The organism is Mycobacterium sp. BK086, from assembly GCA_004362315.1.
In the GTDB taxonomy this organism is placed as follows: Bacteria; Actinomycetota; Actinomycetes; order Mycobacteriales; family Mycobacteriaceae; genus Mycobacterium.
This window is the reverse complement of record SNWL01000003.1, coordinates 1,963,420-1,988,047: the sequence shown is the minus strand read 5'-3', so window position 1 is coordinate 1,988,047 and position 24,628 is coordinate 1,963,420. Positions and strand designations below refer to the sequence as shown.

At 67.8% G+C, this 24,628-nt stretch carries 21 protein-coding genes, 1 tRNA gene and 1 pseudogene; 9 read left to right on the top strand and 14 right to left on the bottom strand.

The genetic code is table 11. The features are described 5' to 3' along the window. Positions 1–240: 240 nt before the first annotated feature. Entirely contained in the window at positions 241–1,875 is a 1,635-nt protein-coding gene (locus EV580_RS09860) for a fatty acyl-AMP ligase (protein ID WP_133690823.1), read from the top strand. On the opposite strand, the gene EV580_RS09855 is transcribed toward EV580_RS09860, so the two are convergent. Next, the gene (locus EV580_RS09855) at positions 1,876–2,526 is read right to left on the bottom strand and encodes an O-methyltransferase (RefSeq protein ID WP_286171511.1); all 651 of its coding nucleotides are present in this window, start codon (positions 2,524–2,526) and stop codon (positions 1,876–1,878) included. It lies immediately after the preceding gene. Further along, on the bottom strand, positions 2,523–4,535 hold the full coding sequence (locus EV580_RS09850) for a universal stress protein (RefSeq protein WP_133690822.1): 2,013 nt from the start codon (positions 4,533–4,535) through the stop codon (positions 2,523–2,525). Before EV580_RS09850 ends, EV580_RS09855 begins: the two co-directional genes overlap by 4 nt. 136 nt (positions 4,536–4,671) lie before the next feature. On the opposite strand from EV580_RS09850, the gene EV580_RS09845 reads away from it, so the two are divergent. Together EV580_RS09845 and EV580_RS09840 are read left to right on the top strand one after the other, a co-directional pair. After that, positions 4,672–5,697 carry an epoxyqueuosine reductase gene (locus EV580_RS09845; RefSeq protein ID WP_133690821.1) on the top strand — a complete coding sequence of 342 codons (1,026 nt, stop codon included), beginning with the start codon at positions 4,672–4,674 and terminating at the stop codon, positions 5,695–5,697. 9 nt (positions 5,698–5,706) lie between these two features. Beyond that, a complete protein-coding gene (locus tag EV580_RS09840) occupies positions 5,707–6,363 on the top strand; it encodes a DUF998 domain-containing protein (protein WP_133690820.1) in 657 nt (218 codons plus the stop codon). Between the two features lie 38 nt (positions 6,364–6,401). On the opposite strand, the pseudogene EV580_RS34485 reads toward EV580_RS09840, so the two are convergent. From EV580_RS34485 to EV580_RS09800, 9 genes and pseudogenes are all read right to left on the bottom strand, one after another. Then, positions 6,402–6,803: pseudogene (locus EV580_RS34485) on the bottom strand (DUF6611 family protein); the annotation flags it as partial. A gap of 85 nt (positions 6,804–6,888) precedes the next feature. Next, positions 6,889–7,464 carry an aminoacyl-tRNA hydrolase gene (gene pth / locus EV580_RS09835; protein WP_133690819.1) on the bottom strand — a complete coding sequence of 192 codons (576 nt, stop codon included), beginning with the start codon at positions 7,462–7,464 and terminating at the stop codon, positions 6,889–6,891. Positions 7,465–7,470: 6 nt separating this feature from the next. Beyond that, positions 7,471–8,136 carry a 50S ribosomal protein L25/general stress protein Ctc gene (locus EV580_RS09830; RefSeq protein WP_133690818.1) on the bottom strand — a complete coding sequence of 222 codons (666 nt, stop codon included), beginning with the start codon at positions 8,134–8,136 and terminating at the stop codon, positions 7,471–7,473. Positions 8,137–8,271: 135 nt separating this feature from the next. Further along, positions 8,272–9,138, bottom strand: coding sequence for an oxidoreductase (locus EV580_RS09825; RefSeq protein WP_133690817.1), 867 nt, complete (start codon positions 9,136–9,138; stop codon positions 8,272–8,274). A gap of 29 nt (positions 9,139–9,167) precedes the next feature. Continuing rightward, entirely contained in the window at positions 9,168–9,821 is a 654-nt protein-coding gene (locus EV580_RS09820) for an LpqN/LpqT family lipoprotein (RefSeq protein ID WP_286171510.1), read from the bottom strand. Beyond that, the gene (arsC, locus tag EV580_RS09815) at positions 9,818–10,159 is read right to left on the bottom strand and encodes an arsenate reductase (glutaredoxin) (protein ID WP_133690816.1); all 342 of its coding nucleotides are present in this window, start codon (positions 10,157–10,159) and stop codon (positions 9,818–9,820) included. The genes EV580_RS09820 and arsC overlap by 4 nt, the downstream gene beginning before the upstream one ends. Continuing rightward, positions 10,160–11,140 carry a ribose-phosphate diphosphokinase gene (locus EV580_RS09810; RefSeq protein WP_133690815.1) on the bottom strand — a complete coding sequence of 327 codons (981 nt, stop codon included), beginning with the start codon at positions 11,138–11,140 and terminating at the stop codon, positions 10,160–10,162. It lies immediately after the preceding gene. Between the two features lie 94 nt (positions 11,141–11,234). Then, positions 11,235–12,698, bottom strand: coding sequence for a bifunctional UDP-N-acetylglucosamine diphosphorylase/glucosamine-1-phosphate N-acetyltransferase GlmU (gene glmU, locus EV580_RS09805; protein ID WP_133690814.1), 1,464 nt, complete (start codon positions 12,696–12,698; stop codon positions 11,235–11,237). Positions 12,699–12,713: 15 nt separating this feature from the next. Continuing rightward, positions 12,714–12,785: transfer RNA gene (locus EV580_RS09800), tRNA-Gln, on the bottom strand. 93 nt (positions 12,786–12,878) lie between these two features. Here EV580_RS09800 and EV580_RS09795 point away from each other — a divergent pair. The 4 genes from EV580_RS09795 to EV580_RS09780 all read left to right on the top strand — a co-directional run bounded on the left by EV580_RS09795 (position 12,879) and on the right by EV580_RS09780 (position 18,949). Beyond that, on the top strand, positions 12,879–13,472 hold the full coding sequence (locus EV580_RS09795) for a TetR/AcrR family transcriptional regulator (RefSeq protein ID WP_036420722.1): 594 nt from the start codon (positions 12,879–12,881) through the stop codon (positions 13,470–13,472). 71 nt (positions 13,473–13,543) lie between these two features. After that, entirely contained in the window at positions 13,544–14,071 is a 528-nt protein-coding gene (locus EV580_RS09790; protein WP_133690813.1) for a GAF domain-containing protein, read from the top strand. 85 nt (positions 14,072–14,156) lie between these two features. Next, entirely contained in the window at positions 14,157–17,819 is a 3,663-nt protein-coding gene (gene mfd, locus EV580_RS09785) for a transcription-repair coupling factor (RefSeq protein ID WP_133690812.1), read from the top strand. After that, positions 17,816–18,949 carry a nucleoside triphosphate pyrophosphohydrolase gene (locus EV580_RS09780; protein WP_133690811.1) on the top strand — a complete coding sequence of 378 codons (1,134 nt, stop codon included), beginning with the start codon at positions 17,816–17,818 and terminating at the stop codon, positions 18,947–18,949. Before mfd ends, EV580_RS09780 begins: the two co-directional genes overlap by 4 nt. On the opposite strand, the gene efeB is transcribed toward EV580_RS09780, so the two are convergent. The 3 genes from efeB to efeU form a co-directional block, all read right to left on the bottom strand. Then, a complete protein-coding gene (gene efeB / locus EV580_RS09775) occupies positions 18,922–20,205 on the bottom strand; it encodes an iron uptake transporter deferrochelatase/peroxidase subunit (RefSeq protein ID WP_133690810.1) in 1,284 nt (427 codons plus the stop codon). The two genes, EV580_RS09780 and efeB, sit on opposite strands and share 28 nt — an antisense overlap. Positions 20,206–20,221: 16 nt before the next feature. Continuing rightward, positions 20,222–21,322, bottom strand: a complete 1,101-nt coding sequence (gene efeO / locus EV580_RS09770; protein WP_255496897.1) for an iron uptake system protein EfeO — start codon at positions 21,320–21,322, stop codon at positions 20,222–20,224. 62 nt (positions 21,323–21,384) lie between these two features. Continuing rightward, positions 21,385–22,335, bottom strand: a complete 951-nt coding sequence (efeU, locus tag EV580_RS09765) for an iron uptake transporter permease EfeU (RefSeq protein WP_133690808.1) — start codon at positions 22,333–22,335, stop codon at positions 21,385–21,387. A gap of 178 nt (positions 22,336–22,513) precedes the next feature. On the opposite strand from efeU, the gene EV580_RS09760 reads away from it, so the two are divergent. Both EV580_RS09760 and eno read left to right on the top strand, forming a co-directional pair. Continuing rightward, positions 22,514–23,245, top strand: a complete 732-nt coding sequence (locus tag EV580_RS09760) for a lytic transglycosylase domain-containing protein (protein WP_133690807.1) — start codon at positions 22,514–22,516, stop codon at positions 23,243–23,245. A gap of 78 nt (positions 23,246–23,323) precedes the next feature. After that, complete coding sequence (gene eno, locus EV580_RS09755) at positions 23,324–24,610, top strand: phosphopyruvate hydratase (protein WP_133690806.1); 1,287 nt, start codon at positions 23,324–23,326, stop codon at positions 24,608–24,610. Positions 24,611–24,628: the final 18 nt, after the last annotated feature.

Genomic DNA, 24,628 nt, shown 5'->3' with positions numbered 1-24,628 from the left:
AAGTTTAAGATGATCGGCGGTGATGACTAGCGGCCTGGCACTGGCTACGTGCGAGTCGCCCACCCCGATCCGGGGCGGGCGGTGGCGCAGCGGTACCAGCAGTTTTTCCGCTCCATCACCATTTCGAGACCGAACCGCTCCCCAGTCGTACTGGCGTGCCTCCTATGCAGTGCGTTGCGGCAGGTGGAGCATGAATTCAACGTCGCTGATCACCCAGCTCCGGATGCCGAGGAGGTCGTCGTGAGCCGTTTCACCGACAAGATGTTCCACAACGCCATGGTCAGCACCAAGGGCATGGTCACTGGGGAGCCTCATGAGCCGGTCCGGCACACGTGGTGGGAGGTGCACGAGCGTGCACGTCGTATCGCGGGCGGCCTGGAGGCTGCGGGAATCGGCCTCGGTGACGCGGTAGGCGTCCTGGCCGGTGCTCCGGTGGAGATCGCGCCGGCGGCCCAGGCTCTGTGGATGCGTGGCGCGAGCCTGACGATGCTGCACCAGCCCACGCCGCGCACCGATCTGGAGCAGTGGGCCAAGGACACCGCCACCGTCATCGACATGATCGAGGCCAAGGCCGTCATCGTCTCCGACCCGTTCCTGGTCGCCGTCCCGGTGCTCGAGGAGCGCGGCGTCAAGGTGCTCACGGTCGAGGCGCTGCTGGCCGCCGAGCCCATCGACCCGATCGAGACCTCCGAAGACGATGTCGCGCTGATGCAGCTGACGTCCGGGTCGACCGGCTCTCCCAAGGCCGTGGTGATCACCCACCGCAACATCCACTCCAACGCCGAGGCGATGTTCATCGGCGCCAAGTACGACATCGAGAACGACGTCATGGTCAGCTGGCTGCCCTGCTTCCATGACATGGGCATGGTCGGCTTCCTGACGATCCCGATGTACTTCGGGGCCGAGCTGGTCAAGGTCACCCCGATGGACTTCCTGCGCGACACGCTGCTGTGGGCCAAGCTCATCGACAAGTACAAGGGCACCATGACCGCGGCGCCGAACTTCGCCTACGCGCTGTTCGCCAAGCGGCTGCGCCGCCAGGCCAAGCCCGGCGAGTTCGATCTGTCCACCCTGCGGTTCGCCCTGTCGGGCGCCGAGCCCGTCGAGCCTGCCGACGTCGAGGACCTACTGGACGCCGGTAAGCCGTTCGGTCTGCGCGAATCGGCGATTCTGCCGGCCTACGGCATGGCCGAGACCACGCTGGCGGTGTCCTTCTCCGAATGCGACGCCGGACTCGTGGTCGACGAGGTCGACGCCGACCTGCTGGCCGCCCTGCGCCGCGCGGTGCCCGCGTCCAAGGGCAACACCCGCCGGCTGGCCACGCTGGGCCCGCTGCTGACCGACCTCGAGGCGCGCATCGTCGACGAGGACGGCAACGTGTTGCCGGAGCGCGGCGTGGGCATCATCGAGCTGCGCGGCGAATCGCTGACCCCGGGCTACATCACCATGGGCGGCTTCGTGCCGGCCCAGGATGAGAACGGCTGGTACGACACCGGTGACCTCGGCTACCTGCTGGAGAACGGCCACGTCGTGGTGTGCGGTCGCGTCAAGGACGTCATCATCATGGCCGGGCGCAACATCTACCCGACCGATATCGAGCGGGCGGCCAGCCGTGTCGACGGGGTGCGCCCCGGATGCGCGGTGGCGGTGCGGCTCGACGCGGGCCATTCGCGCGAGACATTCGCGGTGGCCGTCGAATCCAACGCCTGGCAGGATCCTGCCGCGGTACGGCGGATCGAGCACGAGGTCGCCCACGAGGTGGTCACCGAGGTCGACGTGCGGCCGCGCAATGTCGTGGTCCTCGGGCCGGGCACCATCCCGAAGACCCCGTCGGGCAAGCTGCGTCGCGCGAACTCCGTGGCGCTGGTCACCTAGTCAGGCGCGGCAGCTGATCTCCATGGCGTCGGAGTTGCGGACCGGAAAGCTCACGCCCACATAGCCATTCGCCGGATCGCGGATGTAGTCGACGTACGGCGCCGCGTCCGCCAAGCCGGTGTTGTCGGCGATGACGAGTGCGCCAGGGCTCAGCTTGGGCCCCAGTAGCTCGATCACCGGGACGTACAGGTCTTTCCAGCCATCGAGCAGAACGAAGTTGACCGGCTCGTCGATCGCGGCCAGCGTCTCGGTCGCGTCACCCTCCAAGACGGTGATGAGGTCGTCGAGGCCGACCTCGGCGAAGCTGGCCTTGGCGGCAACCACCTTGTCGGCGCTGAGCTCGGTCGTGACGACCCGCCCGACGCCGTTGTCGCGCACCGCGCTTGCAAGATGAATTGCGGAGAGCCCCAACGACATTCCGAACTCCACCACCAGTGCGGGACGGGTCGCGCGCACCAGCGTGTAGAGCAGTTGCCCGGACTCCGGGGTGACCGGCAGGTAGAACTCGCGGAAGGCGTCGGCGCGCTCCTGTGCTGTCTTCGCCGCCTGAATTTCGGCGCCGCGCTCGCGGAACTTGCTCATCTGGTCGCTTGCTTCGGCGTACATACGATCGATGACCGCGGCCACCTTCTCCTCGCGCAGCGTGTTCATGGCGCCGAGGGTACTCGCGCAACCTGTCGGGGTAGGGGTGTCTCCTTCGGGCGGTCGCCCGACGGCTGGGGGACGAGCAGAACCGGGGTGTCGGTGTGCGCCACGACGGCCGCGGCGACGCTTCCTTGAAGGTGGCCGAGCAGGCCGTTGCGGCGATGCGGTCCGAGCACGATCATGCTGGCCCGGTGCCGCGCCGCGGCCTCGACGATGCCCTTCCAGGTCGGGGACGCTTCGATCGCCACGCTGCACGATCGGAACCCCGCAGCGTCGGCCAGCGCCGCGCCGTGGGCTGCCGTCCGCTCGGCAGCCAGTCGCACCTGGCTGGCTCGATCGGTGTCGAACGGCTGGCCGTCGGCCGGTGTGAAGCCGACGTCGACGGGCTGCCAGACGCAGACCACGACAGCCTCGCGCGGCGAAAGTTGTTCGGCGGCTTGGTCGATCGCATGACCGGCCAGTTCCGAACCGTCGTAGGCGAACAGCACGGGCCCGGTGGGACTGAAGGGGTGGTGGTGTGCGACAGCTGCCGTCCGGCCCGCGGTGGCGAGCAGGGGTGGCGGCACGCCGGAACGCAGCCGAGCCAACAGCGGCGGCGAATACCAGGCAGGGGAGTCGCCGTCGAGGAACTCGTCGAGGTCGGGGGTCTGGGGACGCGCACCGCTGAGGACGTAGACCGCCACCCCGAACAGCGCCCCGCCGAGGGCGAGGGCGAAGCCGACCCACAGCGCGACGCCGGTGCCCTCCAAGAGATCACCGGAGTACCGGGTGGCGAGGTGGGCGAAGATCGGGGCCACCATGAACGCCGCGACCGCGCGCAGTAGTTCGATGATCGCGAACACCCGCTGCAGGCTGTTGGACTGCAGCGAGAATCCGGCGACGAACAGCGCGGGCGCGACCGTGGCCCCCAGCGCCAGTCCCGTCAACGCCGAACCGACAAGTGCCAGTGGCACATTCGCGGGCAGGGATGCGCGGAACACCGCAATGCCGGCCGCCAGCAGGAACATGCCGACCAGCGGAAGGAAGTGCATGGCACGCCGGGAGATGACGATGCCGAACACCACGGCCATCACCAGTGCGCCGCCGAGTTCGGGCAGGTACAGAAGCCCGACCTGGACTGGGCTGAAGTGCTGCATGAAGACCGACGCGGTCAGTGCGGTCGCTGCCACCGACGCTGCCGCGGCGAACAGCGCGACGCCGACGCCGGCGACCGGGATCGCGCTCGTCATCATCGTGCGGATCGTCAGCAGCGGCCGGCGGGCCCGGAACTGATAGACGATGAGCACCACGATCAAGGCCAGCCCGCCGAACATCGGCACGGTCACTGCGAGGTCGGAGATCTCGTGGGTGGTCAGCATCGCGGCGCCGACGAACGCGGCCGTGCACCCGACGGTGGCCAATGCGATCGCGGTCAGATCGAGCGGTGCGCTGGGATCGGCCGGCGGCGCGTCGTCAAAGGTCAGCGCGGCCAGCACCAGAGCGAGCAGCGCGATCGCGGCGACGATCCAGAACAGCGGCCGCCAGGCATGCGCCTCGGCTTGCACGCCGCCGACGAACGGTCCGAGAGCGACGGCCCCGAAAACGCACATGTTCATGATCACCGCGGTATTGCGGAGCCTGTCGCGCGGGAAGCCGATGGTCAGCGGTGGTGCGGCGGCGATCAACAACATGCTCGTCGCCAGGCCTTGCAGGACGTGGCCGCCGATGAACGCCGTCGCGTTGGGTGCGGCCGCCGCGATGACCGAGCCCACGACGAGCACCACCGCGTACACGAGCAACATCCGGCGCTGGGGGAGATGCTGGGCGAACTGCACGGCGAGAACCGTGCCCACCGCGTACGCGGCGTTGCCCAATCCGGAACTCAAGGCCATCTCCTGAGTTGTCATGTGCAGTTGCTCGGAGATGATCGGGACGAGCGGGTCCAGCGCCGCCGACAGCGCGAGGTAGGGGATCAGCGCGAGCGTGACCATCGCGGCGACCGCCGGATAGCGTCCGGCGAGCGGGCCCTGGCGCATCAGGTCGGAGGCGTGGCTAGAAAGAACATGAATTCAAAGAACTTTACTTAGGTAATCAATATTCCGCCACGTGGCGTGGCCTAGGTCACCGGATGCCGATAGGCGCCTAGCTGAGTCTGGTGTACTGTACTCAGCTATGAACCCGCGAATTGCCGACCATCCGACCGTGCAGGCGGTGCGTGCCCGCAGGCGGTCCGAGCCGGCACCGGTGATCGACGCCGACTGGTTGCGCGAGCTGTGCCTGGCTGCCGGGGCCGACGATGTGGCGTTCGCCAGCGTGGACAATCCGGAGCTGGCCAGTGAACGCGAGCACGCGGAGGCGGCACTGCCGGGGGCCAAGAGCTACATCAGCCTGGTGGTGCGGATGAACCGCGACAACGTGCGCTCGGTTGCGCGGAGTGTGGCCAACCAGGAGTTCCACCGGACCGGCGAGCTGATCAATGAGGCCGCCCACCGGATCACGCGGGCCTTGCAGGACAGCGGGCGCCGGGTGGTCAACCCGTCGGCCACCTTTCCGATGGAGATGGACCGGTATCCGGGCCGGATCTGGGTGATCGCGCACAAGCCTGTCGCGGTGGCCGCGGGCCTTGGCGTGATGGGGATCCACCGCAACGTCATCCACCCCAAGTTCGGCAACTTCATCCTGCTGGCCACCATTGTGATCGACGCGCCCGTCAGCAATTACGGTGCACCACTGGACTATTCGCCATGCCTGGAGTGCAAACTGTGCGTCGCGGCGTGCCCGGTGGGCGCCATCAAGAAGGACGGCGAGTTCGACTTCATGGCCTGCTCGGTGCACAACTATCGCGAATTCATGGGCGGTTTCACCGACTGGGTGCAGACGATCGCCGACAGCGAGGATGCCGCGGACTTCCGTTCCCGCGTCACCGATTCAGAGAACGCGTCGATGTGGCAGAGCCTGTCGTTCAAGGCCAACTACAAGGCCGCCTACTGCCTCGCGGTCTGCCCGGCCGGCGAGGATGTCATCGAGCCCTATCTCGAGGACCGCAAGGGGTTCATGGACCTTGTCCTGAGGCCGCTGCAAGAGAAGTCCGAAACCCTTTACGTACTGCCGAATTCGGCGGCCAAGGCACACGCCGAGAAGCGCTACCCGCACAAGCCCGTCAAAGTCGTGGACAGCGGGGTCCGGGGGCGCGCGTAGGCTGGGCCGATGGTGCGCACGCTCGGCTGGATCGGTGTGTCCGGTGCGGTGCTGGCGATGGTCATCGTGCTGGCTCTGGACGCCACGCTCGGCGGGCAGCGGCACCGGCGCGGGGGAGAGCTCCGCGCGGCCACCATCTCCGAGTATGTGTACACCTCGGGCAGTTGGGCTTTCGTCGTCGCCGTGCTGATGCTGGCCGGTACCTCGGCCGTGTTGTTGTACGGCTTGATCCGTGCCGGAACGGTGCGGTCGCTATCGGTGGGATCGGTGTTGCTGGCGCTGTGGGTGGTCAGTCTGGCTGCCATCGTCGCGTTCCCCAAACACAACTGGGTCACCGGGCCGAGTATGTCCGGCACGGTTCACCGGTATGCGACGTTGATCGCGTTCATCGCACTGCCGATCGCTGTGCTGCTGATCGCTCGCGGCCAGGCTGGCGCCGCCCGGGCGGCACGATGGCTCGCCGTGATCGGAATCGGCTGGCTGACAGTGTTGTTCGGGGCGATCGCCGTCGGCCTGGCGACCGATCAACGGTGGTGGACGTTGATCCCGCTGGGCTTGGTGGAACGCGGGATCGCCGGATTCGAGGTCGCCGCGTTGATCGCGCTGGGGGTGTGGCTGGCACGCGACGACGAGGCCGTGCGCGCCACCGCGTCGAGAACGTCGTAGACCTGCCACCAGCGTGCCTCGTGCTGTAGCGGACCGATCCGGCCTTCCTCCAGGTCGAGGTCGGCATGATCCAGCGCGCGCGCTATCACCCGCAGCATCGAACAACGCCGGTCGACGTCCTCGTGGCCGGCGATCGTGACGGCGCTCAAGGTGCGCACCCGCATCCGGGTCTCACCGGCCAGCGCGAACGTCAACGCGCCCGCGGCGATGTAGACCATCGAGCCGGCGATCAGCGCTGTCTCGGGCATGCCGGCCAACTCGCCGCCGATCTGCAGGCCAAGCCACAATGTCGCACCCCACAGCGGCCAGCCCCGCCAGAGCCGCAGCATCCGTCGTTCGGCGGTGGTCATACCGGGCGGGAACACCACCAGCCGGTAGCGGGCGACGCCATAGCGGGCCGGGTAGACGGCGTAGGAACCCCAAACACGGGAAATACTCACGCATTCAGGTCTATGCCGGATGCGACTCCGAAGCAGCGATCTCTACGGAATCCTGACGCCTCGGCGGCGAATCCTTACGACGTGCTCACCAGGCGTGCACCTGATTCTGCGCGGTCTCGAGGCCGAGTTCGATCAGCATCTCGGTGGCGTCGGCGGCCTGCTCGCAGATCGCCGGCACCTCCGGGCGCTCGGTCGAGGTGAAGGTCTCCAGGACATAGGCCGCCGGATCCTTGCGCCCCGGCGGTCGGCCGACCCCGATGCGAACCCGCTGAAAGTTCTTGGTGCCCAGCGAATTCGCCACCGAACGCAGTCCGTTGTGGCCCCCCTCGCCGCCACCGAGCTTCAGCCGGATCCGGCCGAAGTCGATGTCGAGCTCGTCATGGATGACGATCAGGTCGGCCGGCATCACCGAATAGAACTTCGCCAGGGGACCGACCTGTCGCCCCGACTCGTTCATGTACGTGCGCGGTTTGGCCAGCACGACCGGACGATGGCCGAGCCTGCCGGTCACGATCTCCGCGCCAGAACGCTTGTGCACCTTGAACTGTCCGCCCATGCGGGCGGCCAGCAGGTCGGCCACCATGAAGCCGAGGTTGTGCCGGGTCTTGGCGTATTGCGGACCCGGGTTGCCGAGGCCGACAACCAGCAGGGGTTCGGCCATCCGGGCTTACTCGGCCTCGGCCGACTCGCCCTCGCCCTCGGCCTCTCCGGCTGCCTCGGCAGCGTCGGCGGCCTGCTCCTCGAGCGACTCGCCGCCGCCCTCGGACTCCAGCTCCTCGGCCGACGGGGCGGTGACGATGTTGACGACCAACATCTCGGGGTCGCTGACCAGCGTGACGCCCTTGGGCAGCTCGATCTGGCCGGCCGTGATCTGGGTGCCTTCCTCGGCGCCTTCGATCGACACGCTCAGGCTCTCGGGGATCGACAGCGCCTCGGCCTCGATCTCGATGGCGGTGGCGTCCTGGGTGACCAGGGTGCCGGAGGCGGCTTCGCCCTCGAGGTGGACGTTCACCTCGACGGTCACCTTCTCGCCACGACGGACGATCACGAGGTCGGCGTGCTGGATGTTGCGACGGATCGGGTGCACGGTGATGGCCTTGGTCAGCGCCAGCTGTTCCTTGCCGTTGATGTCCAGGGTCAGCACGGCGTTGGTGCCGGAGTTACGCAGGACGGCGGCGTAGTCGTGGGCGTTGATCTCGAGGTGCTGCGGATCGGCACCGTGGCCGTAGAGGACGACGGGAACCTTGCCGTCGCGACGGGCCTGGCGCGATGCGCCCTTGCCGGTCTTTTCCCGCACAGCGGCGGTCAGATTGTTGGTGGTGCCTTTGGCCATGATCGGTGCTCCTGTAGTTGCCTTGTCCGGTCGTTCGCACGGGGAAGGCAGGCACCGATTAGCGGAAGCCTCGTCGATAACGGTGGCTGGACCACCCTCGCCGTGACGCGGGCACCAGGGTAGCCGACGAGAGCCTCAGAGTGGAAATTCGACGGCTGTGAGCTGCTCGGATAGCCGCCAGAGCGCGTTGGCGGTGGCCTGGTTGCTGGCAAGCGGGCTGCGCGGCGACTGGCCGGTCGGCCCGCGCATGGCGAAGCGGGGGCCGATGAAGCTGTTGCCCGGCAGCTCCTGGCTGGCCGCGTACAGCGTCTGGCGGGCACCGAAGTCGGCGCTGGTGGCCACCAGCGCGTTGCCGGCGTCCCAGACCCTGGTGCCCATCCGGTTGCCGGTGTGACCCTGCAGGTTGGTCGCCGAGTAGCCGGGGTGCGCGGCGTGGGACTTGATCGTCGAGCCGGCGGCATCCAGGCGGTTTTGCAGCTCACTGGTGAACAGGAGGTTGGCCAGTTTGGATTGGCCGTAGGCCAGCCAGGCCGAGTACGGCCGGGCCTTCCAATTGAGGTCCTTGAGGCTGATCTTGCCGAGCAGGTGCATGAACGAGGACACCGTGACCACGCGGTCGGTCACCTTGGGCAGCAGCAGGTTGGTCAGCGCGAAGTGGCCGAGGTGATTGGTGCCGATCTGACTTTCGAAGCCGTCCTTGGTGACGGCGTACGGGACGGCCATGATGCCCGCGTTGTTGATCAGCACATCGACGCTCTGGACGCCATCGGCGAACTCTTTGATCGAGGCCAGGTCCTGCAGATCGAGACCGCGTACCTCGACGTTGCCGGTCATGGTCGCCGCGGCCTCGGCGCCTTTGGTCTCGTTGCGGCAGGCCAGGATCACGTTTCCGCCGACTCGGGCGAGCTCGCGCGCGGTGACCAGACCCAACCCGCTGTTGGCTCCGGTGACGATGACGGTGCGTCCGGCGAACGACGGCAGATCTGCAGCGGTCCAACTCATGCGGACCACCTTATCTTTGACCGGCCCGCCTACTTCAGCTTGACCGAGAAGCCTTTGATGATCGCCTCGACGTCGCCGGCTTGGGTCACGGTCTGGTCAGCCGCCGTCGTCACCGAGAACAGCACCAGATAGCGCTGGAAGGCCGCGGTCACCGGGATGACCACGCGGCGGTAAGTGTGCAGCCGCTTGGTGTCGGTGTCGTAGCTGCCCTCGATCATCGAGGACGGGAACCCGTCGAAGTCGGCGGTCGAGGCGTTGAGTTTGGTGAAGTTCTTCGACTTTTCGGCGTCGACGTTGGCATGTTTGAGCGCCTCACCGACATCGAAGTTGCCGCTGAGCTTCAGCACGATCACCGTCGCCAACGAATCGGTGCCAGGCTTTGCGATGACCTCGGTGCCGGGGGAGAAGTTCGTCTTGGCGGGCCTGATCCAGCCTGGCGGCGCCACGAGCGTCACCGCGATGTCGGTGAGCTTGTCCAGCGGAACCTGCTCACCGACAACCTGATGGCCGTAGAGGAATTCGACGATCGGCAGGGGGGCGTCGGAGCTGGTGGGCGCCGCCGCCGCGGTTGTCGTTGTCGTTGCGGGGGTCGACCACACCGAGGAGTAGTCCGGCGGCTTCGACCCGCACGCCGCCACGATCATGGCCAGCGCGAGAAGAAGGGCTGCGCGACGCGCTTTCACAGAATTTCGTGTACCGATTCGATCGGCCGGGCCAAGCGGGTGCCCTTGGGCGTCACCACGAACGGCCGCTCGATGAGGATCGGGTTGGCCGCCATCGCGTCGAGCAGTTCGTCGTCACCGGCATCGGCGAGATTCAGCTCTGAGTAGAGCGATTCACGCTTGCGGACCGCCGTGCGCACGTCGATACCGGCATCGGCGATCAGCTTGGCGATCTCGGCCCGTGACGGCGGCGTCTTCAGATATTCGACGACGGTGGGCTCAATGCCGTTGTCGCGCAGCAGGTCCAGAGTCTTGCGGGAGGTGCTGCAGCGCGGGTTGTGGTAGATGGTGCTCGACAACTACGCGTCTCCGTCGAAAAGGCCTGTCACCGAACCGTTTTCGAAGACCGCGCGGATGGTGCGGGCCAGCAGCGGGGCGATGGAGAGCACCGTCAACTGCGGGAAGCGCTTGGCGTCGTCGATCGGCAGGGTGTTGGTGACGATCACCTCGCGGGCACCGCTGTCGGCGAGCCGTTCCCGGGCCGGGTCGGACAGCACGCCGTGGGTGGCGGCGATGATGACGTCCTTGGCGCCGTCGTCGTGCAGTAGCTTGACCGCGCCGGCGATGGTGCCGCCGGTGTCGATCATGTCGTCGGTCAGCACGCAGGTCTTGCCCGCCACGTCACCGACGACCCGGTTGGACTTCACCTGGTTGGGGACCTTGGGGTCGCGGGTCTTGTGGATGAACGCCAGCGGCGTGCCGCCCAGCGCGTCGGCCCACTTCTCGGCCACCCGCACCCGGCCGGAGTCCGGCGAGACCACCACGACGTTCTCGCAGTTGTAGTTGTCCCTGATGTAGCCGGTCAGCAGCGGCTGGGCGCGCATGTGGTCGACCGGGCCGTCGAAGAAGCCCTGGATCTGGTCGGTGTGCAGGTCCACGGTGACGATGCGGTCCGCACCCGCGGTCTTGTAGAGGTCGGCGACCAGGCGGGCCGAGATCGGCTCGCGGCCGCGGTGCTTCTTGTCCTGGCGGGCGTAGGGATAGAACGGCAGGATCGCGGTGATGCGCTTGGCGCTGCCGCGCTTGAGCGCGTCGATCATGATCAGCTGTTCCATCAGCCACTTGTTCAGCGGCGCGGGATGCGACTGCAGGACGAAAGCGTCGCAGCCACGGACTGATTCGTCGAAGCGGACGAAGATCTCGCCGTTGGCGAAGTCTCGTGCGGTCTGCGCGGTGACCTCGATGTCGAGCTCTTTGGCGACCTGCTCGGCCAACTCCGGGTGCGCGCGGCCCGAGAAGAGCATCAGGTTTTTGCGGTTGTCGGTCCAGTCCGTGCCCACTGTGTGCTGCCCTTGCCGGTCGGAGATCGATACGGGCCAATCGTACGGTGCTAGGTCCCCGGGTTACCAAAAAGGCAACATCTGGCGACGCCGATCACTCGGATGCGTCGTCCGACTCGGCCTGCTTGGCCCTGGCGGCAGCCTCCGCTGCGGCGCTGCCGGGGCGCTTGCGCAGCACCCAGTCCTCGACATTGCGCTGGGGTCCGGCCGAGACGGCAAGCGCGCCGGGCGGCACGTCCTCGCGCACCACGGTGCCCGCACCCGTGTAGGCACCGTCGCCGACCGTGACCGGGGCGACGAACATGGTGTCCGAGCCGGTGCGCACGTGCGAGCCGATCGTGGTGCGGCTCTTGTTCTCACCGTCGTAGTTGACGAACACGCTGGAGGCGCCGATATTGCTGTGCTCGCCGATGTCGGCGTCGCCGACATAGGTCAGGTGCGGAACCTTGGTGCCCGCCCCGATCACCGCGTTCTTGGTCTCGACGAAGGTCCCGAGCTTGCCGGCCGCCCCGAGCTCGGTGCCGGGGCGCAGGAAGGTGAACGGTCCGACGGTCGCCCGGTCGCCGATCGCCGAGTCGCTGCCGTGAGTGCGGACCACGGAGGCCTCGTCGCCCACGCTGACGTCGGTGAGCGTGGTGTCCGGCCCGATCTCGCAGCGGGCGCCGATGCGGGTGGCGCCGAGCAGCTGGGTGCCGGGCCGGATCACGGTGTCGCCGCCGATGGTGACGTCGACGTCGATCCAGGTGGACATCGGGTCGATCACGGTGACACCGGCGCGCTGGTGGGCGGCCACCACGCGGCGGTTGAGTTCGCGGGCCAGCTCGGAGAGCTGCACCCGGTCGTTGACCCCGGCGACCAGGGCCGCGTCGTCGACGTGCTTGGCGTGCACCACGCGATGGGCCTCGCGCAGGATCGAGATCACGTCGGTCAGGTAGAGCTCGTGCTGGGCGTTGTCGGAGGACAGCCGGCTCAGCGCTGAGCGCAGCTCGGTGATGTCGAAGGCATACACGCCGGCGTTGACCTCGCGGATCGCGCGCTGCTGCGGGGTGGCGTCGGTCTCCTCGACGATCGCGATGACCTCGCCGTCCTGCGTGCGCAGGACCCGGCCGTAGCCGGTCGAGTTGGGCAGCGTCGTGGTCACGATGGTCGCCGCCGCGTGCTGGCCGCGGTGGATCGCGATCAGCTCGGCCAGGGTTTCGGCGTCCAGCAGCGGCACGTCACCCGACGTCACCACCACGGTCCCGGCGAAATCGTCGGGCAGCCCGGACAGGCCGCACAGCACCGCGTGCCCGGTGCCCAACTGTTGGTCCTGGACCGCCACCTCGATGGTGCGGCCCAATTCCTCGGCCAGCCCGGCGACCACCGGGGCGATGCGCTCGCGGTCCTTGCCGAGAACCGCGACCAGATGCTGGGGCGCGACCTTGGCCACCGCGTGCAGGGCGTGGGCGAGCATGCTGCGACCGCCGAGGGTGTGCAGCACCTTGGGGGTTTCCGAACGCATCCGGGTTCCGGCCCCGGCCGCCAGAACCAGGACGGCGGCATCGGTATGTGTGGTCATTGAGACCTCCATCTGCTCCGTCGCCAGGACTCGAACCTGAACTATCTGAACCAAAATCAGAGGTGCTGCCGATTACACCACGACGGACTGGCCGAAATGTCCGCCTGAGACTCTAGTGCAAGCCGATACTCTCAAGCCGTGGCAGCACCGGAGAAGGAGCCGAAGGCGCCGCGGGCTCGGATGACTGGCACCGAGCGCCGGCGCCAGCTGATCGACGTGGCCCGAACCCTGTTCGCCGAGCGCGGTTACGAAGGCACCTCGATCGAGGAGATCGCCCAGCGCGCCAACGTCTCCAAGCCCGTGGTCTACGAGCACTTCGGCGGCAAAGAGGGCCTGTACGCCGTGGTCGTCGACCGCGAGATGTCGGCATTGCTCGACGGCATCACGTCGTCGCTGACCAACAACCGCTCCCGGGTGCGCGTCGAGCGGGTGGCCCTGGCGCTGCTGACCTACGTCGAGGAACGCACCGACGGCTTCCGCATCCTGATTCGCGACTCGCCGGCCGCGATCAGCACCGGTACCTACTCCAGCCTGCTCAACGACGCCGTCGGCCAGGTGTCTTCGATCCTGGCCGGCGACTTCGCCCGCCGCGGATTGGACCCCGGGCTGGCCCCGCTCTATGCCCAGGCTTTGGTCGGTTCGGTGTCGATGACCGCGCAATGGTGGCTGGACACCCGGGAGCCGAAGAAGGAAATGGTCGCCGCCCATCTGGTGAACCTGATGTGGAACGGGCTGACCCATCTGGAAGCCGATCCCCAGTTGGAAGGCGAATAGCGGCGAAAAGCTGCGATAATGCATCGAACGTCGCACAGAGCTGTCGGGGGCTGACAGGAGGGGACGACGCAGTGGTCGGCAATGGGGAGATTTTCGACCAGATCAGGGCTCGGCTGATGGCCGCCGAGCGGCTCGAGGACGTCCAGCAGGTGGTGAAGGTTGCCGCGCGCCGGCTCGCCGATGCGCACGGTGCGACCTTCGTGCTGCTGGACCACGATATGTGTTACTACGCGGACGAGGATTCGATGAGTCCGCTGTGGAAGGGACAACGCTTCCCGGTCTCGGACTGCATCAGCGGCTGGGCGATGATCCACCGCGCGGCGGTGACGATCCCCGACACGCGACGGGACCTTCGTATCCCGCAGGAGGCCTACCGCCCGACGTTCGTGCGCAGCCTGGTCATGGTTCCGATGCTGGGGCCCGATCCGGTGGGTGCGATCGGGGTGTATTGGGCACGGCCAGGCCAGCCGGACCCCAGCGTCGTCGAGTCGCTGCAACGCCTGGCCCGCCTCGCCGTAGTGGCGCTGGAGCGCTTCCCCGAGGGCATTCCCGAACCCGGTTTCAAGGTCGCCAGCCTCAGGGCGGCCAGCGGCGAATAGCCGCGGCGCGACCTGCGTCACAGCGGACGGGCGAATCGCGGCCCGCCGCAACGTCTTCGGTGGTCTTGCCTAGAATGGGGGGATCATGACCGCACCGGGGCACCAGTATGTCCAGACCCCGATCGCGGGGCTGGTGGATTTGGCGCTGACGGCGCCGGAGTTCGTCCAACTCACCGAGCGCGCCGCCGAACGTCCGGCAGAACTCACCCTGGTCGGACCGGCGAGTTCGCAGCTGTACACCGCGTGCGCGCTGGCCCGGGGCGGCCCGCTGCTGGTGGTCACCGCGACCGGCCGGGTGGCCGACGACCTGACCGCCGAGCTGCGCGGTGTCTTCGGTGACGCCGCGGCGATGTTCCCGTCCTGGGAGACGCTGCCGCACGAGCGGCTGTCGCCCGGCGTGGACACCGTCGGCGCGCGGCTGATGCTGCTGCGCCGGCTGGCCCACCCCGACGATGCCCGGCTGGGTCCACCGCTGCGCGTGGTGGTCACCACGGTGCGCTCGTTGCTGCAGCCGATGGCGCCTGACGTGGCCGACATCGAGCCGGTGACCTTGGTACCCGGCGCCGAGTTCGACTTCGATCAGCTGATCGCGCGGCTGGTCGAATTGGCCTACACCCGGGTCGACATGGTCGGCAAGCGTGGCGAATTCGCCGTTCGCGGCGGCATTCTGGACCTGTTCCCGCCAACCGCCGAGCACCCGGTTCGTGTCGAGTTCTGGGGTGACGAAGTCAGCGAGATGCGGATGTTCTCGGTGGCCGACCAGCGCTCGATCCCCGAGATCGACGTCGACGCCGTGATCGCGGTGCCGTGCCGCGAGCTGCTGCTCACCGACGAGGTCCGCACGCACGCCGCCGCACTGCTCGCCGGCCGGCCGCGGGGCGAGGACAACCAGGTCAGCGGCAGCGTCGGCGACATGCTGGCCAAGCTGGCCGAGGGCATTCCCGTCGACGGGATGGAAGCGCTGCAGCCGGTGCTGCGGCCCGACGAGCTGACTCTGCTCATCGATCACCTGCCCGATGGCACCCCGCTGCTGGTGTGCGACCCGGAGAAGGTGCGCACCCGCGCGGCCGACCTGATCAAGACCGGCCGGGAATTCCTCGAGGCGTCCTGGTCGGTGGCCGCGATCGGCGGGGACGCCCCGATCGACGTCGAAGAACTCGGCGGGTCCGGGTTCCGAGAGCTCGACGAGGTGCGCGAGGCTGCCCGCGCCGCCGGCCACCCGTGGTGGACGTTGAGCCAGCTCGCCGCCGAGGACGCCACCGAACTCGACGTGCGGCCGGCGCCGTCAGCGCGGGGGCAGCAGAGCAACGTCGACGAGATCTTCGCGATGCTGCGCGCCCACGTCCTCACCGGCGGCAACGCCGCAGTCGTGGCGCCGGGCACCGGTACCGCGCACCGGGTCGTCGAGCAGCTCGGCGAGCGGGATACGCCGGCCGCCATGCTCGAATCCGGCCAGGCCCCCAAGCCGGGTGTGGTCGGCGTGCTCAAGGGTCCGCTGCACGACGGCATCATCGTGCCCGGCGCCAATCTGGTGGTGATCACCGAGACCGACCTCACCGGCAACCGGGTGACCGCCACCGAAGGCAAGCGGCTGGCCGCCAAACGCCGCAACACCGTCGACCCGCTGGCGCTGACCGCCGGTGATCTGGTGGTGCACGACCAGCACGGCATCGGCCGGTTCGTCGAGATGGTCGAGCGCACGGTCGGTGGGGCGCGCCGCGAATACCTGGTGCTGGAGTACGCCTCGGCCAAGCGCGGTGGCGGCTCGGACAAGCTGTTCGTGCCGATGGACTCCCTGGATCAGCTGTCCCGCTATGTCGGCGGCCAGGAACCCAGCCTGAGCAAGCTCGGCGGCAGCGACTGGACGAACACGAAAACCAAGGCGCGCAAGGCGGTTCGCGAAATCGCCAGCGAGCTGGTCACGCTCTACGCCAAGCGCCAGGCCGCCCCCGGGCACGCCTTCGGCCCGGACACCCCGTGGCAGGCCGAGATGGAGGACGCGTTCGGCTTCACCGAGACCATCGACCAGCTGACCGCCATCCACGAGGTCAAGAGCGATATGGAAAAGCCGGTCCCGATGGACCGGGTGATCTGCGGTGACGTCGGCTACGGCAAGACCGAGATCGCGGTGCGGGCGGCGTTCAAGGCCGTGCAGGACGGCAAGCAGGTTGCGGTCCTGGTGCCCACCACACTGCTGGCCGACCAGCATCTGCAGACGTTCACCGCGCGGATGGCCGGGTTCCCGGTAACCGTGAAAGGCCTGTCGCGGTTCACCGATCCCGCCGAATCGCGCGCGGTCGTCGAAGGGATGGCCGACGGCAGCGTCGACATCGTGATCGGCACGCACCGGCTGCTGCAGACCGCGGTGCGCTGGAAGGACCTCGGCCTCGTGGTGGTCGACGAGGAACAGCGTTTCGGTGTGGAGCACAAGGAACACATCAAGAGCCTGCGCACCCACGTCGACGTGCTGACGATGAGCGCCACCCCGATCCCACGGACGCTGGAGATGAGCCTGGCCGGCATCCGGGAGATGTCGACCATCCTCACCCCGCCCGAGGAGCGCTACCCGGTGCTGACCTACGTCGGCGGGCACGACGACAAGCAGGTCGCCGCCGCGCTGCGCCGCGAGCTCCTGCGCGACGGGCAGGCGTTCTACATCCACAACCGGGTCGCCAGCATCGACAACGCGGCCGCGCGCGTGCGTCAGCTGGTGCCCGAGGCGCGAGTGGTGGTCGCGCACGGCCAGATGCCCGAAGAGCTGTTGGAGCGCACGGTCGAAGGGTTCTGGAACCGGGAGTACGACATCCTGGTCTGCACCACGATCGTCGAGACCGGCCTGGACATCTCGAATGCCAACACGCTCATCGTCGAACGCGCCGACACCTTCGGCCTGTCCCAGCTCCACCAGCTGCGCGGGCGCGTCGGCCGCAGCCGTGAGCGCGGCTATGCCTACTTCCTGTACCCCAAGGAGATGCCGCTCACCGAGACCGCCTACGACCGGCTGGCGACCATCGCGCAGAACAACGAACTCGGTGCGGGTATGGCAGTGGCGTTGAAAGACTTGGAGATTCGCGGCGCGGGCAATGTGCTCGGTGTCGAGCAGTCCGGTCACGTCGCCGGCGTCGGATTCGACCTGTATGTCCGGCTGGTGGGCGAGGCGGTTGAGGCGTATCGGGCCGCGGCCGACGGAAAGATGGTCACCACCGCCGAAGAACCCAAGGATGTGCGCATCGACCTGCCGGTCGACGCCCATCTGCCGCCGGACTATATCGCGAGTGACCGCCTGCGGCTGGAGGCCTATCGCAGGCTGGCCGCCGCGGCCGACGATGCGGGCATCGCGTCGGTGGTGGAGGAGCTGACCGACCGCTACGGTCCGCTGCCCGAGCCCGCCCAGCGCCTGCTGGCGGTGGCGCGGCTGCGGCTGCTGTGCCGCGGCTACGGGGTGACCGAGGTGGCCGCCACCGGAAGTGGTTCTGCCACAACGATTCGTGTGTCGCCGATGACGCTTCCCGATTCGGCGCAGCTGCGCCTGAAGCGGGTGTATCCCGGCGCCGGCTATCGCGCGACGACCTCGACGGTGACGGTGCCGATTCCCCGATCGGGCGGCGGGGTCGGCGCCCCGCGGATCCGGGACCTGGAACTGGTGCAGATGGTCGCCGATCTGCTTCTCGCACTTGACGGACAGCCGCACGGCGAGCTTGATATAACGACGCATCTACCGGCCGGCGCGCAGAAGGGAGAGCGGTGACCGTCATCCTGGTCGATCCGCGCCGCCCGTCAATGGTGCCCGTCGATGCGGTCGAACTGCTCGGCGGCGATGTGCAATACACCGAGGAGATGCCGGTCAAAGTGCCGTGGTCGCTGCCATCGGCGCGGCCGGTCTTCACCGGCGAGGACGCTCCGGTGCTGCTCTCCTCCGATCGTCAGCACCCCGAGGTGCGGGCCCGGTTGGCCGCCGGGGAGCGGCTGATCGCCGCACCGGATCCGCAGCCCGGTGAGCGGCTGGTCGATGCGGTGGCGATCATGGACAAGCTGCGCACCGCAGGCCCGTGGGAGAGCGAACAGACCCACGACTCGCTGCGGCGTTACCTGCTCGAGGAGACCTACGAGCTGTTCGACGCGGTCCGCGGCGGCGACCTCCACGAGTTGCGCGACGAGCTCGGAGATGTGTTGCTGCAGGTGCTGTTTCACGCCCGGATCGCCGAAGAGGCGTCGCACAAGGCGTTCACCATCGACGATGTCGCCGACGCGTTGGTGCGTAAGCTCGGCCACCGGGTGCCCGCGGTGTTGGCCGGCGAGTCGATCTCGCTGGAGGACCAGCTCGCCCAGTGGGAGGAACGCAAGGCGCTCGAGACGAGCAAACGCGTGTCCTGCGTCGACGAGGTCCCGACCGGCCAGCCCGCTCTTGCGTTGGCGCAGAAGGTGATTGCGCGGGTGCTGAACGCCGGGCTACCCGCGGAGTTCATCCCGGCGTCGATCGTGACGGTCACGGTGGCGGCCGAGAAGGATGCCGAAAACGAGCTGCGCACCGAGGTTCTGGTGTTCATGGACACCGTGCGCGCCGTCGAACGCGCGATCGCGGCGAACCGGCGTGACGCCGATGTGCCCAGCCAGCTCGACGTGGCCGCGCCGCTGGGTGCGGTCAGCGCCGACGAGTGGCGCAGGCATTGGCCTGCCCTAATCGATGAGCCGGCCGGCGAACCACTTGAGCTGCCGCTGGTGCCCGACGTGGTGTCCGGGGACGACGACCTGCTCGACGATGTCGACATCGTGCTCGTGGACTCGGGCGACGAAGGATTCGACGTGCCCGAACTCGCGGTCGACGACGTCGATCTGGACGAGCCGGCCGATCAGCCGAACAGCGTCGAACCCCAGTAGTCGCCGTCGTGCAGGCCCGGCGGGATGGCGAAGATCGCGCTGCCGTTGTGGGTGATGTACTCGTTGAGCGCGTCACGGCGAGCCAGTTCCATCTGCATGGGGATGAACTGAGTCGCCGGGTTGCGCACGAACGCGATGAAGAACAGCCCGGCGTCCAGATGCCCGAACCCGTCTGACCCGTCGGTGAAGTTGTAGCCGCGGCGCAGGATCCGGATGCCGTTGAGGTGCTGATGCGATGCCAGCCGCACGTGGGCGTCGACGTCGATCAGCGGGGTGTTCTTGTCGTCGACGATGTCGAGGTTGAGCTCCTCGAACTCCTGCTTGAGCCCGTTCGGCGCGCCGGTGCCCTTCTGCCGGCCGATCACCCGTTCCTGCTCGAGAAGTGTTGTGCGGTCCCAGGATTCGATGCGCATCCGGATTCGGCGGCTGATCATGTAGCTGCCGCCGGTCATCCAGTCCGGTCCGTCGCCCTTTTCCACCCACACCTGGTCGCGCAGGGTATCGGTGTCCTCGGCCTTGATGTTGTTGGTTCCGTCCTTGAACCCGAACAGGTTTCGCGGGGTGGCCTGCTCACGGGTGGTCGACGAGGTGCGGCCGAAGCCCAGCTGGGAGTAGCGCACCGCCACCGTGCCGAACCCGACCCGGGCCAGGTTGCGGATGGCGTGCACCGCGACCTGGGGGTCGTTCGCGCAGGCCTGGACGACGATGTCGCCACCGCAGCGGGCGGGGTCCATCGTCTCGTTGGGGAACTTCGGCAGGTTCTCCAGCAGCGCGGGCTTCTGGCCGGCAATGCCGAAGCGGTCCTTGCCATCCTTGAGGAAGAACGACGGGCCGAACCCGATGGTGAGCGTCAGCTGCGAGGCGGGCAGACCCAGTGCCTCACCGGTATCTGACGGCGGGGCATAGGGATTGAGTCCGACGGCCCCGTCGTGGACGGTCTCGTGGCCCTCGGTCATCCGCTCGGCCATGCCCGTCCACTCTTTGAGCATGGCGACGAGATCGGCCTTGGATTCGGTCGTGACGTCGAATGTCGCGAAGTGCATCCGGTCCTGGGCCGGGGTGACGATCCCGGCCTGGTGTTCACCGCGGAACGGCACCGGCTTGTCCATGCCGCCGAGGTGTGTGTCGGCCGCCGAGGCCCGCCCGGCCAGCGCCCCGGCGCCGGCCGCGCCGACCACCGCGGCGGTCACGCCGGCCGCACCGAACAGTTTGCGTCGAGACAGACCTGGCGCAACAGGCCGAGTCGGTTGTTCCACCTTCGCCTCGTCCGGATTACTGGGGAGCGATGACACCCTGCACCTGGCTCACATTCTTGCTCAGCGCGTCGATCGCGCGTGAAAGTTCTTGGCGCTGAGGTTCGGTCACCGTGTCGTAGAGCACGAACCCGTCACCCTTGCGGTACTTGGCCAGCAATGCCTCGACATCGGCGAAGCCCTTGTCGACCTGCTTGCCCAGCTCGGCATTGCGGCTGTCCAGGATCGGGCGGACCGAGGCCACCGCGGTCTGCGAACCCTGGACGTTGGCGTCGAAATCCCACAGGTCGGTGTGGCTGAAGATGTCCTCTTCACCGCTGATCTTGCTTGCCGCGATCTCGTCGAGCAGACCCTGTGCGCCACCGGCGATCTGGGTGGAGTCGATGGTCCAGTCCGGGGCCTTGACGCCGTCGTTGAGCTCCTTGACGTCGGCCATCAGCTGGTCGGCCAGGGCGCCGGCGTCGGGCTGCAGGCCGGTGACCCACAGCTGCTTCTCCAGCGCGTGGAAGCCGGTCCACTTCTGGCCGGGCTCCAGATCGGCCTCACGAAGGTCGATGCGCGGGTCGAGGTCGTTGGGGAACGACTCGGCCACCGGCTCGATGCGCTCGTAGTAGGTGCGCGCGATCGGGTACTGCGCCTTGGCCGCCGCGACGTCACCCTTCTTGACGGCGTCGACGAACACCTGGGTGGCCGGGATCAGGGCGTCGGTCTGGCTGTTGACGTAGCGCTTGTAGCTTTCGCTGGCTTCCTTGAACTCGCCCTTTTCGTCGACCGCGACGGCGTTACCGGTCACGGTGAAATCGTTGCGGATGCCGTCGCCGATCATGCCGGGCTTGCACGCCGTCTTGTAGGTGCCGGGCTCGGCGAGCTGGACGACCAGCTTGCGCTGCAGTCCGGGGGAGATGTTCTCGACCTCACCCATCACCCGCTCGCCCTCGCCGTACACGTAGAACTCGGTGACCTTGGTGCCGTTGTTGGTGATGACGAACGTGCTCGGCCCGGTGGCGGCCTGCGTGCCCGACAGCTTGCACTCGGTGTCGGAGGCGTTGACGGTGATCTCGGACGCCGCCTTGGTGCTCGAATCCGCGGACTTGGTCTCCTTGGCGGTGCAGGCAGCCATGGAAACGCCGGCCAGGATCGCCGCGGCGGCGGCAGTACCGGTCTTGATGCCGTGGGTGAGCGTCACTGATTGGACCTTTCGGAGAGGGTGGTGTGCGCCGAGTCTTCGGCAGCACTGTCGGTGGAAACGTCGGGCGCCGGCTTGGGCGCGAACGTGGTGGGGCGCAGGAACAGCGCCAGCACGATGACGATGTAGGCCAGCCAGCAGATCAGCTGAAGCACCGTCGGGGTGGGGGTGATGTTGAAGATGCCCTGGATGATCTCGCCGTACCAGGCTGACCAGTGTTCCGAGCTGATGTCGAAGGCTTTGGAGCCCAGGCCGGGCAGCCAGCCCACGGTCTGCAGCGCGCCGATGCCGTACGACAGGACACCCGCGGCGACCAGGATCAGGAAGACGCCGGTGTACTTGAAGAACTTGGACAGGTTGATCCGCACCGCGCCGGCGTACATGCCGCAGGCGATCGCAGCCGCCACCAGCACGCCGATCAGCAACCCGAGCAGCGGCCAGGAGGTCTCGGCTTCGGCGAAGCCGACCATGAACAACGCGGTCTCGACGCCCTCCCGGCCCACGGCCAGGAACGCCAGCGCGAAGACGGCGAACGCGCCCGTCTCGAGAGCTTTCGACATCCCGGCCCGCAGCTCACCGGACATGCTGGCCGACGCCTTACGCATCCACAGCACCATCGAGGTGACGATCACGACGGCCACCAGCGAGGCCACTCCGGCGATGGCCTCGGCGGCCAGGCCCGTCACCGTGTAGGCGCCGTACTGAATGGTGAGGAACACGGCGACCGTCATCAGGACCGCCGCACCGACACCGAGCCACACCCACTTGAGCGCGTCGCGACGGTCGGATTTGACCAGGAACGCGATCAGGATCATCACGATGATCCCAGCCTCGAGACCTTCGCGGACGCCGATGAGACCGCTGCCGAACAGCTGGGCGGTGACATTCGGGGCAGCCGCGCTGAATGTTGTCTGGATGCCGGTCGAGATGTCCGCCACGACGGTCATTGGCGAGTCCTACCTAACTTCGGAAAATCCCAGGTAAGCAAGGCTTACCAAACCTAGGTTCGGCTCACCTTAACAGAGCGGAGGTAACGAAGTTATCGCTCCTTGGCATCGGTGGTGGGGACTAAGGACACCGAACGCATGGGACGATGAACGAGGTTCATTGCGTTCGAGGAGTGCTGTGTTGTCAACGCGTTGGCTGCGGGCTGTCGCCGTCATTGCGGCGGCTGCCATGCTGCTGGCCGCGAGCTGTTCGTGGCAGCTCGGGACGCCGATTCCCGACGGTGTGCCACCGCCGCCGGGCGATCCGGTGCCCGCGGTCGACACCCACGCCAAGGGCCGGCCCGCCGACCAATTGCACGACTGGGCGGCGCAGCGCGCACCCGCGTTGGGTATCCCGATCACAGCGTTGGAGGCGTACGCCTACGCCGCGCGGGTGGCCGAGGTGGAGAACCCCAACTGCCATCTGGCCTGGACGACGCTTGCCGGGATCGGCATGGTCGAAAGCCACCACGGCACCTACCGGGACGCGATCGTCGCGCCCAACGGGGACGTCAGCCCCCCGATCCGCGGCGTGCACCTCGACGGGACCAACGGCAACCTCGAGATCATCGACGAGGATCCGACCGTGGCCAACGACGAACCCGCGTATGCCCGGGCGATGGGGCCCATGCAGTTCATCCCGGAGACCTGGCGGCTCTACGGCGTCGACGCCAACAACGACGGAGTGATCAGCCCGGACAACATCGACGACGCCGCGCTGTCGGCGGCGGGGTATCTGTGCTTCCGCGGCAAGGACCTGGCGTCACCGCGAGGCTGGATGAACGCGTTGCACGCCTACAACCACTCCGACCAGTACGCCCGCACCGTCCGGGACTGGGCGACGGCGTACGCCCAGGGCCATGCGCTCTAACCCAAGCTCCAAGCGGCTTCCGCACCGTTGACCATCTAGGCTATTCGTCGCACACCTCGACGCTAAGGAGACAGCCAAGTGCCCATCATCGAGCAGGTCGCGGCCCGCGAGATTCTCGACTCCCGCGGCAACCCGACCGTCGAGGTCGAGGTGGCCCTGATCGACGGCACCTTCGCCCGTGCCGCTGTCCCGTCCGGCGCGTCGACCGGCGAGCACGAAGCCGTCGAGCTGCGCGATGGCGCCGCCCGCTACGGCGGTAAGGGCGTGGAGAAGGCCGTCGAGGCGGTACTCGACGAGATCGCTCCGGCCGTCATCGGACTGTCCGCCGACGATCAGCGGCTGGTCGACCAGGCGCTGCTCGACCTGGACGGCACCCCCGACAAGTCGCGGCTGGGCGCCAACGCGATCCTCGGCGTCTCGCTGGCGGTGGCCAAGGCTGCCGCCGACAGTGCCGGGCTCCCGTTGTTCCGTTACCTCGGCGGGCCCAACGCGCACATCCTGCCGGTGCCGATGATGAACATCATCAACGGCGGCGCGCACGCCGACACCGGCGTCGATGTCCAGGAGTTCATGATCGCCCCGATCGGCGCGCCGAGCTTCAAGGAGGCGCTGCGCTGGGGTGCCGAGGTCTACCACTCGCTGAAGTCGGTGCTCAAGAAGCAGGGTTTGTCCACGGGGCTGGGCGACGAGGGCGGCTTCGCCCCCGACCTGCCCGGCACCAAGGCCGCGCTGGATCTGATCGGCACCGCGATCGAGGGAGCCGGTCTCAAGGTCGGCACCGAGGTGGCGCTGGCCCTCGATGTCGCGGCCACCGAATTCTTCACCGCCGGAACGGGTTACGCCTTCGAGAAGGAGACTCGCACGGCCGCGCAGATGGCGGAGTTCTACGCCGGATTGCTCGACTCCTACCCGTTGGTCTCGATCGAGGACCCGCTGTCCGAGGACGACTGGGACGGCTGGATCGAGCTCACCACCGCGATCGGCGACCGGGTGCAGCTGGTCGGCGACGACCTGTTCGTCACCAACCCCGAGCGGCTCGAGGAAGGTATCGAGCGAGGTGCGGGCAACGCACTTCTGGTGAAGGTGAACCAGATCGGCACGCTGACCGAGACGCTCGACGCCGTCGCGCTGGCCCACAACAGCGGCTACCGCACGATGATGAGCCACCGCAGCGGCGAGACCGAGGACACCACGATCGCCGATCTGGCGGTGGCTGTCGGCAGCGGTCAGATCAAGACCGGCGCTCCGGCCCGTAGCGAGCGGGTGGCCAAGTACAACCAGCTGCTTCGTATCGAGGAGGCGCTCGGCGACGCCGCGCGCTACGCAGGCGATCTGGCCTTCCCGCGGTTCGCGGTCGGCGAGTAGGCGCCGCGTAGGACGTCA